The organism is Sporosarcina sp. FSL K6-3508 (assembly GCF_038615825.1).
GTDB lineage: Bacteria > Bacillota > Bacilli > Bacillales_A > Planococcaceae > Sporosarcina > Sporosarcina newyorkensis.
Window position 1 is genome coordinate 701,184 of the sequence record NZ_CP152016.1, and the last position, 15,840, is coordinate 717,023.

Genomic DNA, 15,840 nt, shown 5'->3' on the forward strand with positions numbered 1-15,840 from the left:
AGATTATAGAACATTTTTTTAGTAAGCTTCTTTCTAAAGAGCTGACGAGTACGGAGGTCTCTATACAATTCAGCCCCTGCTCATACAATTGGTCTGTGAAGAAATTTAAATAATATTAGTGATTTGGCTGGCAGAAAGACGGTATTGAATCCGACTCTGCCAGCCAAATTCTGTTTGATCTCTTTATAGGTTCAAACGACTATCATTTTTTACTTTTAACAATCAACTTACGTTTTTGTCTCCGTTTCCAAAGAAGATACAGAAGTATGCTTAGGAGGATTACCAAAATTAGCGAAACCGTTATGATGGTAACTGTGTCAGCCGCCAAGATGAAAAAAATATCTTGTGGATCAATTTCTTTTGCAAATACTTGGTATGGGTTCTCCGTGTTATAAATGATTGGCATTTCTTCCTGATACTTATGGTAGGTATGCCATGTTACTCCTTTGGCGATAAATATGCTGTCTTGGTTATCTGGTTTATACATCAAGGAAAGATAGTATTCGTGATCCCCGTGTAGAGAGGAATTCCAGTCCACATCGCGGTCGATAATGAGCGCCGTCGTTTCCGCGTGATGGGTGCCGAAAAACTTTTCATAGCCGTTTTCCCATACGTTTTTCCATTCTGTCAGCGAGAAGAGAAGAATAATCCCGACAATCCCAAAAAAGATGAAAGAGAAAAGAAGATTGCCAGTCTTATTTATAAATGATTGTTTACCAATTTGCCTGACAAACTGTTGAATCGTATTAATTTTCATTAACCAATACACTAGATAGCCTACTGGATACAGACTAAAGAATGTCAATAATAGATAGAACCAGCGCTCTTCTTCCTTCAACATTTCTCCCGTATAAAACTTTCCATCAGCCGAATACCCAGCAATATTGTCTCCAACTTCCTCTTGCTCAAATAATTCCTGGTCGATTCTGATGATCGATGAATTGTATTTTGTAGGCACACTGCTTTCAGGCAAGGCTGCCAATTGTACTGAAAAATGCGGACCTTGCAACAGATCAAGAACTACGTATTTCCGAAAGATTTGTTTTTCCGTCGGATGTTGACTCGCCTCTTCCATGAACTCCTGATGCTCTTGCCAATTTCCATAGTTTACGATAATCAAAAATATAAATGCCGCAAACGCTATAAACTTAAGTCCGTGTTGTTCCCATTTTTGCTTCATCTCTGTCTCCTTTCATTAAGAAAAGTATAACGAGTGCTAGACGCTAGCACAAATATATATATGAGCACCGCAACAGTGCATTTAAGGTAACAGGCCCACACAATTCATTCATTAAAATTGGGATACCAGTCATGATGGACAGAGTTTCGTTAACTTAATGGTAGGATCCAGCTCTTGGCAGGATTACAATAGTTAACTTCTAGAAAATGATGTTATAATAGATAGAATAGTAAAACAAATAAGAGGTGTTTCAATATGTTCAAATTCGTTATGCCGGAAGTCATTTTTGGAAGCGGTTCCATCAAACAAGTCGGCGAAAGTTGTGTACGCCTCGGTGCTCGCAACGTGCTGATCGTGACAGATCAGGGAGTAATTGATGCGGGCTGGTTGAAGAGTGTTGAAGAAAGTTGTCAGGAAGCGGGGCTCGCTTTCGTACTTTTTTCTAATATCAGTGTGAACCCCAAAGAGACAGAAGCCGAAATGTGTGCAAAAGTTTATCGTGACAATGAATGCGATGCGTTCATCGGAGTCGGTGGCGGCAGTGCCATAGATATTGCAAAGGCGGCAGCCATACTGGTGACGAATGGTGGACAAGTCCGCGATTATGAAGGGGTAGACCGCATCACAAAACCACTTCCTCCATTAGTTATGGTGTCGACAACAGCTGGCTCAGGTTCCGAAGTATCTCAATTCTCCGTCATCGTGGATAGCGAACGGCATATAAAAATGACCATCGTTTCAAAGTCTTTAGTGCCGGATATCGCGATTATCGATCCCGATGTACTGGCGACAAAAAGTGCTCGTCTTACCGCTTCCACTGGGCTTGATGTGTTGACACATGCTATTGAATCATTCGTCAGCATTGCCGCTACACCGCTAACCGATGTTCATGCGAAAAATGCCATCATGTTGTCCTCGCAATTTCTCAGACCATCTGTTGCATCACGGTTTAACATGGAAGCAAAAGAAAAGATGGCGATGGCAAGTCTTCACGCCGGACTCGCTTTTTCCAACGCAATCCTCGGCGCTGCACATGCGATGGCGCATACTATAGGCGGCCGTTATCTTTTTTTACACGGTGATATCAATGCTGTTCTGCTTCCTCATGTTATGGAGTTTAATGCGTTGGCTGCACCGGAAAAATTCAGGACGATTGCTGAGTTGATGGGTGAAAATGTGAGTTCACTTTGTGTATCGGAGGCCTGTGAAAAAGCGGTCAGTCATGTAAGAAAACTTGCGGTTGATATAGGTGCGCCGCTTACATTATCAGAAATGGGTTTTGAAGAATCAGCCATTCCTGTCATTAGCGAAATAGCGCTTCTGGATGCTTGTATGATTACCAACCCTCGTGATATTTCAGCTGATGAAGTGGCGTTCCTTCTGCGGCAGGCGTTGTAGGTGCTACGATGAAAAGACACGAAATGATTGATTTATTGACAGGGGTACAGTCATCCAAACACAATTATTATTCCGAGCTGAAGTCCACTGTGGACCAACTGAAAAAGAAAAACAGCCAACTTGAAATGATCAATGAAGTGATGAGGAGTTTCACAATTAATTTCTCGGTAGAGAATATGTTGGAAAATACATTTGCCAAATTAAAAACTGTATATCCGATTGATCTTCTCAGTGTCGCGCTTGTAGCAGATACTAAAATCATTCGGTCCTATATTTATCCGGAACATGTCATCTCTCAGGGGGAAAATACACTTTTTCGAGGTGAAGACTCCTTAGACCAGAATTTCTTTACAACAGGAGACTACTCGGTTTATCACAAAAATGAACATGCTTCTTTCTTTGAAGAAAAAGGAATCCAGCATCTTGCATTAGCTTCTATGCATCTTTTTCCATTAAAGAGCAACGGCAAAATGATTGGAGTTCTGTCGTTTGCAAGCCGATCATATTTTCAGTGCGATGAAGATGACCTTTCTTTCTTTTTTCATTTTGCAGACCAAATAGCGGTTTGCATGGAAAATGCGCGGCTTTATGGTGAGGTTCTTGCTGGAAAACAGCGATGGGAAGAGACCTTCCGAGCCGTGTCTGACACGATTTTAATCATAGCACCTGACGGCACCATCTTATCGAGAAATGATGCGGCGCGAATGGATTGGTCGCTTGGCATCGGCGAGAATATCAGTGAATTCATGGAACAAGCAACCGGGTCTGCGGAAAACCCTTTTCAACTGACGATTCAAACAAAAAAACCGCAATCTGCCGAACTGCATCATGATAATAAAATTTATGATTGTTCATGCTATCCGCTTTTGGGACTGGATGACTCCATTGATGCAGTCATTGTCTATCGTAAAGACGTAACAGAAAAGCGCAGGATGGAAATGCAACTCATGCATTCCGGACAGCTGGCGGCAATTGGAGAGATGGCTGCCGGGGTTGCACACGAACTGAACAATCCGCTGACCGCAATCATTGGAAACACGCAACTTCTGCTTCGGACCCAATCTGCTAATGAACAAATGAAGCCATTGCTAGAAGACATCGATCAGTGCGGGAAAAGATGCCGTACGATTATCCGCAGTCTGCTTGTGTTTTCGCGTCAGGAGATTCCAACCTTTAAACCCTGTTCGTTAAATGATGCTGTCAATGAAGCGCTCAGTCTGACCCGCAGGCAAATTGAACAAAACCATATTTCAATTGACGTGGTGCTTGCTCCTGATCTACCGTACGTAAACGGTAACTCACAACAGCTGGTTCAAGTCGCTGTCAACTTGCTGATGAATGCAAAAGATGCGCTGACAATGACATCTGCAGAGGAAAAAAAGATTTTAATTCGGACGGAGTTATTGGAAGGCTCGGCAGTTTTATCAATTACAGATAACGGGGTAGGTATCGCGAAGGAAGTGCTTGATGACATCTTTCATCCCTTTTTCACAACGAAGGATGCAGACAGTGGGACGGGTCTCGGATTATCCGTCAGCTTCGGAATTTCGCAAGCTCATGGTGGAATTTTATCTGCCAGATCAGAAGAGAGCAGTGGGACAACATTTTCTCTTGCACTTCCATTAAATGAAGAAAGGCAGTGAAATCTTGGAACATATTTTAATTGTGGAAGATGAAATCGAACTTGGCCGATTTTTATCACGTCTCATTGAACTAAAAGGTTTCCGGACAACACATGTGAAAAGTGGAAAGGAATTTGACAAAATTACGGACTTCTCGCTGTTTACACTTGCGTTTATCGATGTCCGTCTTCCGGATCGAAATGGAATAGACGTATTGAAGGCAATGAAAATGCAAGCTACGCATTGCCCGTGTGTAGTTATGACCGGATACAGCACGGTCAAAATCGCTGTAGATGCTATAAAACATGGGGCGGCCGATTTTATAGAAAAACCTTTTGAAGATATTAATTTAATCGACCAATTGATCGACCGACTTCTTGCAAATCCACAATTTGACGTCGGAGAAGAAGCTGAATTCAAGAGGATCGCTATGGAATTGGGTTGTTTCCTTGGGACTAGTCGCTCGATGCATCAGTTGTATGAGCTTGCCTATAAAATTGCGCCTAAGCAAGTTACAGTTTTAATAGAGGGCGAAACAGGAACCGGTAAAGAAGTGCTGACAAAGTTCATCCACGCAGCAAGCCGACGTTCTGCCGGGTCGCTGCTAAATATTAACTGCGGTGCCCTTTCCGAAACAATCTTGGAAAGTGAATTATTCGGTCACGTGAAAGGTGCATTCACTGGTGCCATGACAGACCGGGCCGGATATTTTGAGGCTGCTTCATCAGGTACTCTTTTTCTTGATGAGATCGCTGAAGCCTCCTTATCGACACAAGTAAAACTGTTACGAGTTCTCGAAACGGGCGAGTTCATCAAAATTGGCGGAACGAAAACGGAGCGTACTTCTGCCCGAATCATTGCTGCATCTCATGTCAACCTTGATGAAGCTGTACAACGCGGCGCCTTTAGAGAAGATTTATTATTCCGGCTGGATGTTGTTAAACTGAACATTCCTCCGCTCCGTGAACGTAGGGAAGATATCCCGTTATTAATCGACTTATTCATCGAGCAATCTGGTGAAACAATCACTTTTTCTCCAGACGCATTAGAACTGCTGCAACAACACGATTGGCCGGGAAATATGCGTGAACTATCCAACCTGATCCGCAGAACAGCTGCTATCGTAAAAGAAGGGGCTATCATCACACCAGACTTACTGCCAGATCGGATCATAGGAAAAACGAAATCTTTTCCGATTGCCGCTTCGGTTGAACCAGTCCGTTTCCCCGACGAGTGGAATGACTTTTCAAAAAAAGTAATGAATATTTATAATGGGTCAGAACAACAGTCTCTTGACGATGTTCTGTCTCTTATGAAAACGATGGAAAAACGAACGGCAACTGCACTTATAAAAAAATCGCTCCACGAAACGGCCGGAAATCGTAAAGAAACAGCCCAAAAGCTTGGCGTAACTACAAGAAAGCTCCGTTATTATTTGAATGAAACATGAAAAAGAGGGGGATTCTTCTAGTCCTATATTGACTTAGAGAATCCCCCTATTTAATTAGCTTATTTTTAGTTATCTACTTATAGTAAGAAAGAGCGTTTCGATCAATCAAATGTTAAAACGATTCTTCCGTTAATTTCACCTTTTTCCATTTTATCTAGAATCGAATTGACATTGGAAAGCGGAGCAGTTTCAATCTGTGCTTTTACTTTGCCGCGTGCAGCAAAATCAAGCGCTTCTTTCATATCAATACGAGTACCGACGATGGAACCTTTTACAGTAACTCCATTTAAAACTGTGTTAAAAATCGGAATTGGGAGTTCATCATGCGGCAGTCCGACTACAACGAGTGAGCCTCCGCGTTTGACAGAATGATATGCTTGTTCGAATGCAACTTTCGTCACAGCGACACTGATAGCTGCCTGGACACCGCCAACTTGTGATTGAATCGCTTCAGCTGGATCCTCTTTTTTACCATTTACCGTTACATCGGCTCCTAGTTTCTTAGCGAGTTCCAGTTTTTCATCCGCAATATCGACCGCTACAACGTTGAAGCCCATCGCCTTTGCGTATTGCAGTGCGACATGCCCAAGTCCTCCGATTCCATAAATCGCTACCCAATCACCAGGCTTTGCACCGGATACTTTCAACGCTTTATAAGTTGTCACTCCTGCACAGAGGATCGGCGCTGCATCGACAGAACTTAGACTTTCAGGAATTTTGGCCACGTAATCCGCTGCTGCCAGACAATATTCTGCATATGCGCCATCAACAGAATAACCGCCATTCTCCTGATTGTGGCAAAGCGTCTCCTGTCCTTTCAGGCAATAGTCGCATTCCCCGCATGCGGAATACAGCCAAGGAATCCCGACACGATCTCCAACTTTAACAGCTGTCACGCCCGGTCCGATTTTCTCCACGACGCCAACACCTTCATGCCCAGGGATGAGTGGAAGTTTCGGTTTAACAGGCCAATCACCATTGACTGCATGTAAATCAGTATGGCACACACCACAAGCTTCAATTTTTACAAGCGCCTGACCAGGTCCCGGTTTCGGTTTTGGTACATCCTGAAGTTCCAACTCTTGTTGGAATTCGCTTACAATTGCTGCTTTCATAAGTGTTTCTGAATTTTTTTCTTGTTCTTTTCCACTAACGACTGGTGCCTTCATAAATGATTCCTCCCTTTTTGTATTCATCTTCTTATAGTGCAAGATGCGTGCCAACTTGGAAAACTGGTAATTATCGTGTTTTTTGAATAGGACAACCGATAAGACGGCAGATGGAGCCGGTTTTTCGGCTAAGGTGGACAGGAAAACGGCTGGAGGAGGGGAATCATGAAATTTAACTAGACGGAAAAAAAGGTTATTGCAGAAAGTCGATGTAACCGACTATCCACAATAACCTCTATAGCCAGACTGTTTCAGTAGGCTGCTTTAAAAATACCGATAATATCTTTTTCGGTGCCTTGAATCGGGTTGCTTCCGGCGTTTCCGTCTTCTAGAGCAAGTCTCGCCATTAATTCGAAGTCTGAGGACTTCACACCGAGTGCTTGAAGATTGCTTGGAATATTGACGTCTTTCGATAGGTTTTTGATAGCTTCTATTGCTTTAAATGCGGCATCCCGTTTTGAGATTCCTTCGATGTTTTCTCCCATGAATTCCGCGATGTTTGCGAACTTTTCCAGGTCTGAAATCATGTTGTATTCCAGTACATGCGGCAGCAAAACAGCGTTTGCTATGCCGTGTGGAATATCGTATAGACCGCCTAATTGGTGTGCCATGGCATGGACGTAGCCTAATCCTGCATTATTGAACGCCATGCCGGCGAGCAGGGAGGCGTTTGTCATATTGTCCCGGGCAATCATATTGCGTCCATTGGCCACTGCCTGTCTTAAGTTGTCGGAAATAAGTTTTATGGCTTGAATGGCCATAGAGTCCGTGACGGCATTTGCTCCAAGCGATATATACGATTCAATTGCGTGGGTTAAAGCATCCATTCCGGTTGCTGCTGTTAAGCTTGCTGGTTTATCAATCATTAGCTCAGGGTCGTTTATAGATACGAGTGGTGTATTTCTCCAGCTCACAATAACATATTTTATTTTCTTTTCAACATTCGTGATGACGCAATGGCGTGTAACTTCACTGCCTGTTCCTGCGGTTGTATTGACACAGACAATAGGGGGCAGTGGATGTTGCAGTTTTTCGATACCTGCATAGTTTTCATATAAATCGCCGTCATGCGTTGCGGCAATACCTATCCCTTTTCCGCAGTCATGTGCACTGCCTCCGCCCACTGTGATAATCAGATCGCATTCTTTTTCTTGGTACTCTTTCAAACCGTCGTAAATATTATAATCTTTAGGATTTGGTTCTACTCCGTCAAAATAGGCGACATTGATTCCGACCTTATTCAATGAGTTGACGACTTTGGTAACAGGTCCATTTTCCAGTCCTTTTAGAAATTTATCTGTTACAATTAAAGCCTTTTTACCGCCCAGTATTTCACAGCGTTCACCAACTACCTCAACTGAACCATTTCCGAAAAAGTTTACGGTCGGTGCGAAAAAGTCATACATGTTACGTCCTCCTTTAGTTGTTTTTTAGTATAGTACTTCTCTTATTCCCAACGCCCAGTCATGACTTTCTTCCGTGTATAGAAGTTCACACCATCTTTCCCGTTGGTGTGCAGGTCGCCGTAAAACGAATCCTTCCAACCTGAGAAAGGGAAGAAAGCCATCGGCGCCGGTACACCGATATTTACTCCGAGCATTCCGGCATCAATATTTTCGCGGAATGTACGGACATGACCACCGTCTCTAGTGAAAATACAAGCGCCGTTAGCAAACATGGATTGGTTTGATAATTCAATTGCTTCATCCAAGTTTTTAACACGGCTAATTGATAAGACAGGAGCGAAAATCTCGTCTTGCCATATTTTCATTTCACTCGTCACGTGATCGAAAATTGTCGGCCCGACAAAATAGCCTTTTTCTTGAGCTGCGTTGTCTAGACGACCGTCACGGATCAATGTAGCACCTTCTTTTTCCCCAGTCGCAATGTATTGTTCCGTACGCTCTTTATGCGTATCTCGGATGACTGGACCCAGAAATATGCCTTCATCTAACCCATTTCCGATTGTCAGTTCATTTGCCCGATTGAGTAATGTTTCAACGAATTCGTCTGCGATTTCGTCTTCAACCGCCACCACCGAACACGCCATGCAACGTTCGCCTGCTGAGCCGAATGCTGCATTGATAATTTGATTAGCGGCGTTTTCCAAGTTGGCGTCTTTAAGAACGATGGAGTGGTTTTTCGCCCCAGCTAGAGCTTGAACACGCTTCAGATTATCGGTTCCTCGCTTATACACGTATTCAGCAACAGGCTGAGACCCGACAAACGAAATGGCTGCAATTTTTTTATGATCCAAGATTCCATTCACCACGTCATGTGCCCCGTGGACGATATTAAATACACCTTTTGGTAGACCAGCTTCCTCCAGCAGTTCAGCCAATCGGTTTGCCAACAGCGGCGTACGTTCAGAGGGCTTCAATACAAATGTATTCCCCGTGGCAATCGCCATCGGAAACATCCAACATGGAACCATCATTGGGAAGTTGAACGGTGTGATTCCACCGACGACACCGACCGGATAGCGGTAAGTTCCCGATTCCAGACCTGTCGAGATGGATGGTAAATTGTCACCCATCATTAACGTAGGAGCACCTGCCGCAAATTCCACGCATTCGATACCACGAAGAACTTCCCCATGTGCTTCCATAAAGTTTTTACCATTTTCAACTGTTATTATCCGAGCGAGCTCTTCCCAATGCTCCACTAGCAATTGTTGATACTTGAATAGAATTCGAGCACGGCGGGGTACAGGAACTTCCTTCCAGGTGACGAATGCTTCGCTTGCAACTTGGACTGCAGAGTCTAAATCCTCTTTTGTGGAAATCGGAACATTGGCGATGACTTCACCTGTCGCAGGGTTGTAGACCTCTTCTTTTTGATCAGTTGTAGCCGGTACCCATTCACCGTTAATATAGTTTTTTAGTGTCTCGATTTTTGTTATTGTCATCTTTATGACCTCCTATTATAAACTGAAATAATTACCTTGTACTCAAAGTAAAACGTAGAACACGTTGATTTCCGTTCCAGGTGGACGCTTTCCGCGGGGCGCGGGCGAGCCTCCTCGTCGCTTCGCTCCTGCGGGGTCTCGCCATTCGCGCTATTCCCCGCAGGAAAAGCCGTAACGTAGAACGGCTTTTGCGAGCATAAGCGAAGCGTTGGGAGCACATCTTTGCTTTTCGCCGCCTTCCACTACAATCAACTGAGTGTCCATCACTGAACAACCTCCTGTGAAAACTTTATTACAATATATATTTTTAAATTAAACCTAGTATTAAAACTGGTAATCGTAGCAAACTTGGTAAAGACTCGCGATATTTTCTTCAGTCGGCACTTTTGGATTATTGCCGGGGCTTCCGCTATCCACAGCGTCTTTTGACATTTTGTTGATAACGCTTACAAATTCTTTTCGAGGGATTCCCCATTTTTCCAGGTTAGGGATGTTCAATGAATTGCATAAATCTTTGATACACTGAACGGCAAATTCGGCTGCATCTTCGTTTGTGAATTGCTTGGCTTTGGGTGAAAATATTCTTCCAATGTCTGCGAGTCTATCAATACATGAATCCTTGCTATACTCTAATATAGCAGGCAAAAGCATCGCATTTGAAAAGCCATGTGGTACATCAAATAGTGCCCCGATTGGCCTGGACATGCCATGTACCAGGCATACAGAAGCATTTGAAAATGCGCTTCCTGCCTGTAATGCAGCAAGGGACATACCTGCTCTTGCTTCAAGATTTTGTCCCTCCGTGTAGGCTTTGTAGAGATTTTCGGAAATTAGTTTGATAGCTGATAGGGCCATCATATCTGTCATCGGATGAGCCTTTTTAGAGATATACGCTTCGATCGCATGACTCAGTGCGTCTACTCCCGTGGCGGCTGTCACATTCTGTGGTGAGGAGAGAGTTAATAAAGGATCAACAATCGCAATATTTGGCATAAAGGCAGGCTGTTTAATCATCATTTTTACTTGAGTAGTTGAATTTGTGATGACAGTAACATCTGTTGCTTCTGAACCTGTTCCGGCAGTTGTTGGAATTGCAATATGAGGTATGGGTGTTTGGTCGGCTATTTTTTGCTGTCCCATATAATCTCCGATATACCCTCCGTTGGCAGCCAGTACCGCGACTGCTTTCCCAGTATCGATACAACTTCCGCCTCCTAATGAAATAATGAGGTCGCATTGTTGATGTTGAAAAAGTTGTAGCGAGTTCTCTACATATTGATCTGTAGGCTCTGAAGCCACCCCGAGAAAAACAATACTGTCGACGGAGTTACTGGATAAATATTTTTGGCAATCTTCAATATAACCTAGTTTTTCCATCACATGGTCGCTGATGATTAACGCTTTTTTACCATGTAAGGAAGCTTTTTCACCAACTAGCTTAAAAGAATCTTGTAGATAAAGTATAGTCGGTGGCATTTGAAAAGTTTTACTAGTTCCCATTGCTTCAGCTCCTTTTTGTTCTATAACTCTGTTAGAACCTTCAGTGAATTCAAAACAGGTAATAAAAAAGTGTAGCTGATTAGCTACACTTTTTATTGATGACTTGAGTGTAGCACTGAGGCTACACTCAAGTCAAGATGTTAAATTTTCTTAATTTTTTATACAAAGTTGTTCTATGGATGCCCAGTAACTCTGCAGTACGTGACTTATTCCCATCCGTTTGATCCAATAAGTCTAAAATAATTCTTTTTTCCTCTGAATCTTGTTTTTCTCTCATGCTTTCTAATGTGGCAACGCTTTGCTCGTTCAAGATGCTTTGTGGCAAGTCGGTCTGCTCGATGATTTCGGAAGGAACTCTCTTAACCAAGTCCTCTATGACGACGACTAATTCCTCAATGTTACCGTTCCAACGGTGGTTCATTAAATAGGTTACGGCAGATGGTGAAAAGGATTTTTCTGGAATTTTATAAGCAAAACAAATTTCACGCATGAAGTGTGACAATAAGAAAGGGATATCCTCTTTTCTTTCGTGAAGTGGCGGAATGATGAGTTGTAATGGATTTAATTGTGCATACAACTCCGAACTGAAATCATTCGTTTCTGCCAGTTCACTTAAATTCCGTGTAGATGAGATGATTAGCTGAATGGGGGGGGCCACTGGTTTTTTTCGCAGGACATTTAGCAATTTCTTTTGAATAGCTATAGGCAGGAAGTCGATATCCTGCAAGTAGAGCGTGCCTTTTCTATCCCCTGAAAGTATGCCAGGCTCTCCATCTGGATTCCCAAAAAGCTGATCTTCTATTATGTGTGGTTCCTCATTCTTGCATGAAATGTAGATGAATGACTCCGCATTCCGTGGGCTTAGGTGATGAATACTTTCCGCAAATGCTTTTTTTCCGGTTCCATGTTCTCCATTCAATAATACAACGACTTGTGTACGCGCAGCTGTCCGTGCTTTTCGTTTCAAATTAGAAATAGCTTCACTCGAGCCGATGATTTGATCGAAACTTGAGAGATTATCTTGGGAGGAAGGGGGTGATTCAGTATCCGACATGATCTTCTGAAGCTGCAGCCGTTCGTATATACGATAAATATCCGAAACGCCTTCAAAGATTAGCATACCGATTGCAGCTACCACTTTGCCATTCTTCCAAATAGGAATTCGGTGCACTACCATGTCTTGGCCTTGAATATTCTGAAGGACCCCACGTTCTGGGATTCCTTTTTGAACCGTTTCATGCAGATTAGTGTTTTCGATCACGTCTGTGACATGCCTGCCAATCGCTTCTGTTCTCGGAACTCCAGTAAATTTACTATAAGCTGCATTAAATTCAATGATTATCCCATTTTCATCTACAACCGCCACACCTTCGTACGCTTTTTCCAAGATGACATCTAAAACGTCGGAAACTTTATCGTTCTTCACATAGCTCTCCATCAAAGCGGCAATCCCACTAAAGATTTCCTTGTATGTGATGAGGCCCGTCAGCACTCCGTGTTGATCCGTAATCAAAAATACATCCGCAGGGAGGGGAGCCAGATCGCTTAAAAGTGTGTTCTCTTCTATTTGTGCAACTTGCAGAGTAGGGAAGGTCTCAAGTAAATCATCGCCTTCATCGCCGTTAACGAAAGCTTCCATCACATCTTTAGGAGTCACGACGCCATATGGTTTATGATGCGGATCCACTATGGGAAGAAAGTCTAACTTAAGTTCTTTCATTACTTTCGCCGCTTCAAGTAAGGTCTTATTGGATTGAATAAAGGCTGGAGTTTCGACCATCCAATTCTGGACAGACATCCACTTCCTATCGTTTTCAAACTGAATAAGAATATCAACAAAAGATTCATCAAATTTATGCATAAGAGCCTCCGTTACCGATCAATTTTAAGTCTTCATCCACCCATTATAACGCATCCCTATGACAGTTGGTATCACGCCCTGTTACTGTTGAATCTTGTTGTCCATTGGTTGAAAAAATATCCTGTTGAAAAAACGTTATCAGGGTGACTTCATTTATATATTTAATTAGTTGCCATAGCGATAGAAAGGTGCGGTGCATGGCTGGTTTGGTTCGTTGCAACTGGACTAATGTGCGGTCGGGAAGAGTTTTGGTTCGATCCGGCATGACTTTGGTTCGTTCCTACGCTACTTTGGTTCGGTACCACCCGAGTTTGGTGCTTTACGCGGCTTCTTATTTTCAGAATACCTCCCGAGTTTTCTCCACCACAACCAGCTTCCATCTTTGTTCGTTTCCTCTATTGACATCAAAATTCCCAGTTGATATATTATGTGTAACCGGTACCACATTGTATGAATGTGGTACCGGTTACACAAGACCAGAATGAAGGTGGAATGGTTGGCGAATATACGGGATGTTGCCCAGAAGGCAGGAGTTTCAGTAGCGACTGTTTCACGTTATTTGAATAATAAGGGCTATATTAGTGAAGAAGCGAAACGTGTGATTTCAGCGGCGGTTGAGGAGCTGAATTATCGACCGAGTTTAGTGGCGCGTTCGCTAAATACAAAGCAAGCCATGTTTATCGGATTGATCGTGCCAGACATCGTCAATCCGTTTTTTCCTGAGTTGGCCCGTGCAATAGAAGACGTGGCGCTAGAGTATGACTACACCGTCGTTCTATGTAATTCGGATGAAAAGATTGAGAAGGAAATTCATTATCTTAATACGTTGCAACAAAAATATGTTGCGGGATTCATAGTGGCGGCGAGTCATGCAGAAACCTCCCATTATACAGATTTGAATGTTCCAATCGTCGCCATTGACCGTCGGATCCATCCGTCAATTCCTTTGGTGGCGACAGATAATAGAGAAGGTGCGCGTATCGGGACGGACCATTTACTGGCGAACGGTTGTCGGAAAATCCTTTGTATGAAAGGACCATCTGGATTAGGCCCGGCAGATGATCGTTTGATGGGTTTTATGGATGCAGTAGAAGGCAAAGATATAGAAATAGAGGTAGTGGAAAGTCCGTTCCAATTTGATGCGTCTGAGTCGATTGCACGGACTATTTTACAGCAACAGTCCATCGACGGTATTTTCGCGAGTAGTGATGTATCGGCGGCAGGCGCAATGAAAGCGGCCTATTCGCTAGGTATCTCTGTGCCGGATCAATTGCAAATTGTCGGATATGACGGCACGATGCTTGCAGGCCAGCTGACACCGAGTTTAACGACGGTGGCTCAGGACCTGTACCAGATTGGTGCGTTAGCATCCAGGATGCTCATTAAATTGATTGAAGGACAGGAACTGGAAGAGCGTGAAATTCAGATACAAGCTGAATTGATTATTCGAGGAACAACAAGGAGTGGAGCTTGATGATAACGGTGATCGGCAGTGCCAATATGGATTTAGTTGTTGGGACGGATAATTTCCCTACGCAGGGCGAGACAGTTCTCGGCGATATTTTTGATACAGTACCCGGAGGGAAAGGTGCGAATCAAGCGGTTGCGGCAGCAAGGCTTGGAAGCAGTGTCCATATGGTGTGCTGTGTAGGTGACGATATGTTCGGCAAGAGTATCGTAAGCAATTTGCAAAAGAATGAAGTCGATTGTACAGGAGTTGGCGTGGTAGACGGCGCTTCAGGGATCGCTAATATTTTATTGTCGGAAGGCGATAACCGGATCATCGTGGTGCCGGGTGCGAATTCATTGCTGACGCCGGCTCATATCGACGCGATGGACGAAGTCATCAAGAAAAGTAAAGTCGTTATGTTCCAGCTGGAGATTCCGATTCCAACCGTCATGTATGCACTGGAAAAATGCCGCGAATTCGGTGTGCCTGTTTTGATGAATCCGGCACCTGCCGGAGGATTCAAAGCGGAAATGTTGCCGTTCATTACGTATTTAACGCCAAATGAAACCGAGTGTGAACAGCTTTTCGGAGTCGATATGGTCGATGCGTTAGAGACGCATCCAAACCGATTGATTGTGACGCTCGGCAGTGAAGGGGCGCGTTATTTTGATGGGCAGCGACATGTGATCGTGGAAGGTTTCAAGACGAAAGCTGTTGACACGACAGGAGCAGGGGATACATTCAACGGTGCGCTTGCTCATGGCATCGTCGAAGGAATGGATCTTGAGCGAGCTGTTCGTTTCGCCAATGCAGCGGCTTCGCTGTCCGTGGAAAAGTTCGGTGCGCAAGGCGGAATGCCCGCTTCTGAAGAAGTGGAAAAACGTATGGAAGAAGGATCAGAAGTACAATGAAGAAAAACGGAATGATCAATCGTGAACTAGCGGCAGTGCTTGCGAGAATGGGACATACCGATCAATTGACGATCGCAGATTGCGGTCTTCCGATTCCTGAAGGCGTGCCTTGCATCGACTTGTCTTACAAGCTTGGAAAGCCGGGTTTCACAGAGATTTTATTCGAATTGCTGAAGGATTTTGAAGCGGAGAAAGTGTATATCGCGGAAGAAATGAAAGCCGAGAATATTGAGATATATGAAGAAATGGAACGAGTAGGAAGCCCGTTCACCGAGGTTTCTCACGAAGAACTAAAAGAATTGTCCAAACAGTCCAAGGTCATTATTCGTACAGGAGAAGCGACACCGTATGCGAATTGTATTTTGCAGTCAGGCGTCATATTCTGAAAGTG

General features: G+C 43.7%; 12 protein-coding genes. 6 read left to right on the forward strand and 6 right to left on the reverse strand.

Translation table 11 applies throughout. The features are described from left to right. Positions 1 to 202: 202 nt before the first annotated feature. Positions 203 to 1,180 carry a hypothetical protein gene (locus MKX97_RS03275; protein ID WP_342536955.1) on the reverse strand — a complete coding sequence of 326 codons (978 nt, stop codon included), beginning with the start codon at positions 1,178 to 1,180 and terminating at the stop codon, positions 203 to 205. Positions 1,181 to 1,435: 255 nt separating this feature from the next. On the opposite strand from MKX97_RS03275, the gene MKX97_RS03280 reads away from it, so the two are divergent. Genes MKX97_RS03280 through MKX97_RS03290 form a run of 3 tightly spaced genes read left to right on the forward strand, consistent with a single transcriptional unit; the run spans position 1,436 to position 5,650 of the window. Next, a complete protein-coding gene (locus MKX97_RS03280; RefSeq protein ID WP_009766035.1) occupies positions 1,436 to 2,578 on the forward strand; it encodes an iron-containing alcohol dehydrogenase in 1,143 nt (380 codons plus the stop codon). A gap of 8 nt (positions 2,579 to 2,586) precedes the next feature. Continuing rightward, positions 2,587 to 4,221, forward strand: a complete 1,635-nt coding sequence (locus MKX97_RS03285; protein ID WP_342536956.1) for an ATP-binding protein — start codon at positions 2,587 to 2,589, stop codon at positions 4,219 to 4,221. Between the two features lie 4 nt (positions 4,222 to 4,225). Next, positions 4,226 to 5,650: a sigma-54 dependent transcriptional regulator gene (locus MKX97_RS03290; RefSeq protein WP_221835468.1), complete on the forward strand. Its 1,425-nt coding sequence runs from the start codon at positions 4,226 to 4,228 to the stop codon at positions 5,648 to 5,650. A 101-nt stretch (positions 5,651 to 5,751) separates the two neighbouring features. On the opposite strand, the gene adhP is transcribed toward MKX97_RS03290, so the two are convergent. The 5 genes from adhP to MKX97_RS03315 form a co-directional block, all read right to left on the reverse strand. After that, complete coding sequence (adhP, locus tag MKX97_RS03295) at positions 5,752 to 6,765, reverse strand: alcohol dehydrogenase AdhP (protein WP_078817362.1); 1,014 nt, start codon at positions 6,763 to 6,765, stop codon at positions 5,752 to 5,754. Between the two features lie 305 nt (positions 6,766 to 7,070). Beyond that, complete coding sequence (locus MKX97_RS03300) at positions 7,071 to 8,225, reverse strand: iron-containing alcohol dehydrogenase (RefSeq protein WP_009766030.1); 1,155 nt, start codon at positions 8,223 to 8,225, stop codon at positions 7,071 to 7,073. A 41-nt stretch (positions 8,226 to 8,266) separates the two neighbouring features. Continuing rightward, positions 8,267 to 9,727 (reverse strand): CoA-acylating methylmalonate-semialdehyde dehydrogenase, encoded by a 1,461-nt coding sequence (locus MKX97_RS03305; RefSeq protein WP_342536957.1) that lies wholly within the window; start codon positions 9,725 to 9,727, stop codon positions 8,267 to 8,269. 324 nt (positions 9,728 to 10,051) lie between these two features. Next, positions 10,052 to 11,227 carry an iron-containing alcohol dehydrogenase gene (locus tag MKX97_RS03310; RefSeq protein ID WP_342536958.1) on the reverse strand — a complete coding sequence of 392 codons (1,176 nt, stop codon included), beginning with the start codon at positions 11,225 to 11,227 and terminating at the stop codon, positions 10,052 to 10,054. Between the two features lie 127 nt (positions 11,228 to 11,354). Continuing rightward, positions 11,355 to 13,088, reverse strand: a complete 1,734-nt coding sequence (locus MKX97_RS03315; protein ID WP_342536959.1) for a sigma 54-interacting transcriptional regulator — start codon at positions 13,086 to 13,088, stop codon at positions 11,355 to 11,357. 487 nt (positions 13,089 to 13,575) lie between these two features. Here MKX97_RS03315 and MKX97_RS03320 point away from each other — a divergent pair, with 487 nt between their 5' ends. Genes MKX97_RS03320 through rbsD form a run of 3 tightly spaced genes read left to right on the forward strand, consistent with a single transcriptional unit; the run spans position 13,576 to position 15,835 of the window. Beyond that, positions 13,576 to 14,562 carry a LacI family DNA-binding transcriptional regulator gene (locus MKX97_RS03320; protein WP_342537476.1) on the forward strand — a complete coding sequence of 329 codons (987 nt, stop codon included), beginning with the start codon at positions 13,576 to 13,578 and terminating at the stop codon, positions 14,560 to 14,562. Next, entirely contained in the window at positions 14,562 to 15,449 is an 888-nt protein-coding gene (gene rbsK, locus MKX97_RS03325; protein WP_078817145.1) for a ribokinase, read from the forward strand. Before MKX97_RS03320 ends, rbsK begins: the two co-directional genes overlap by 1 nt. Then, a complete protein-coding gene (gene rbsD, locus MKX97_RS03330) occupies positions 15,446 to 15,835 on the forward strand; it encodes a D-ribose pyranase (protein ID WP_078817146.1) in 390 nt (129 codons plus the stop codon). Before rbsK ends, rbsD begins: the two co-directional genes overlap by 4 nt. Positions 15,836 to 15,840: the final 5 nt, after the last annotated feature.

Bases quoted from the DNA above. Each gene is read 5' to 3' on its own strand.
- MKX97_RS03300 (WP_009766030.1), bottom strand. From the start codon at position 8,225: ATGTATGACTTTTTCGCACCGACCGTAAACTTTTTCGGAAATGGTTCA.
- MKX97_RS03280 (WP_009766035.1), top strand. From the start codon at position 1,436: ATGTTCAAATTCGTTATGCCGGAAGTCATTTTTGGAAGCGGTTCCATC.
- rbsD (WP_078817146.1), top strand. From the start codon at position 15,446: ATGAAGAAAAACGGAATGATCAATCGTGAACTAGCGGCAGTGCTTGCG.
- MKX97_RS03310 (WP_342536958.1), bottom strand. From the start codon at position 11,227: ATGGGAACTAGTAAAACTTTTCAAATGCCACCGACTATACTTTATCTA.
- rbsK (WP_078817145.1), top strand. From the start codon at position 14,562: ATGATAACGGTGATCGGCAGTGCCAATATGGATTTAGTTGTTGGGACG.
- adhP (WP_078817362.1), bottom strand. From the start codon at position 6,765: ATGAAAGCAGCAATTGTAAGCGAATTCCAACAAGAGTTGGAACTTCAG.
- MKX97_RS03285 (WP_342536956.1), top strand. From the start codon at position 2,587: ATGAAAAGACACGAAATGATTGATTTATTGACAGGGGTACAGTCATCC.
- MKX97_RS03305 (WP_342536957.1), bottom strand. From the start codon at position 9,727: ATGACAATAACAAAAATCGAGACACTAAAAAACTATATTAACGGTGAA.
- MKX97_RS03275 (WP_342536955.1), bottom strand. From the start codon at position 1,180: ATGAAGCAAAAATGGGAACAACACGGACTTAAGTTTATAGCGTTTGCG.
- MKX97_RS03315 (WP_342536959.1), bottom strand. From the start codon at position 13,088: ATGCATAAATTTGATGAATCTTTTGTTGATATTCTTATTCAGTTTGAA.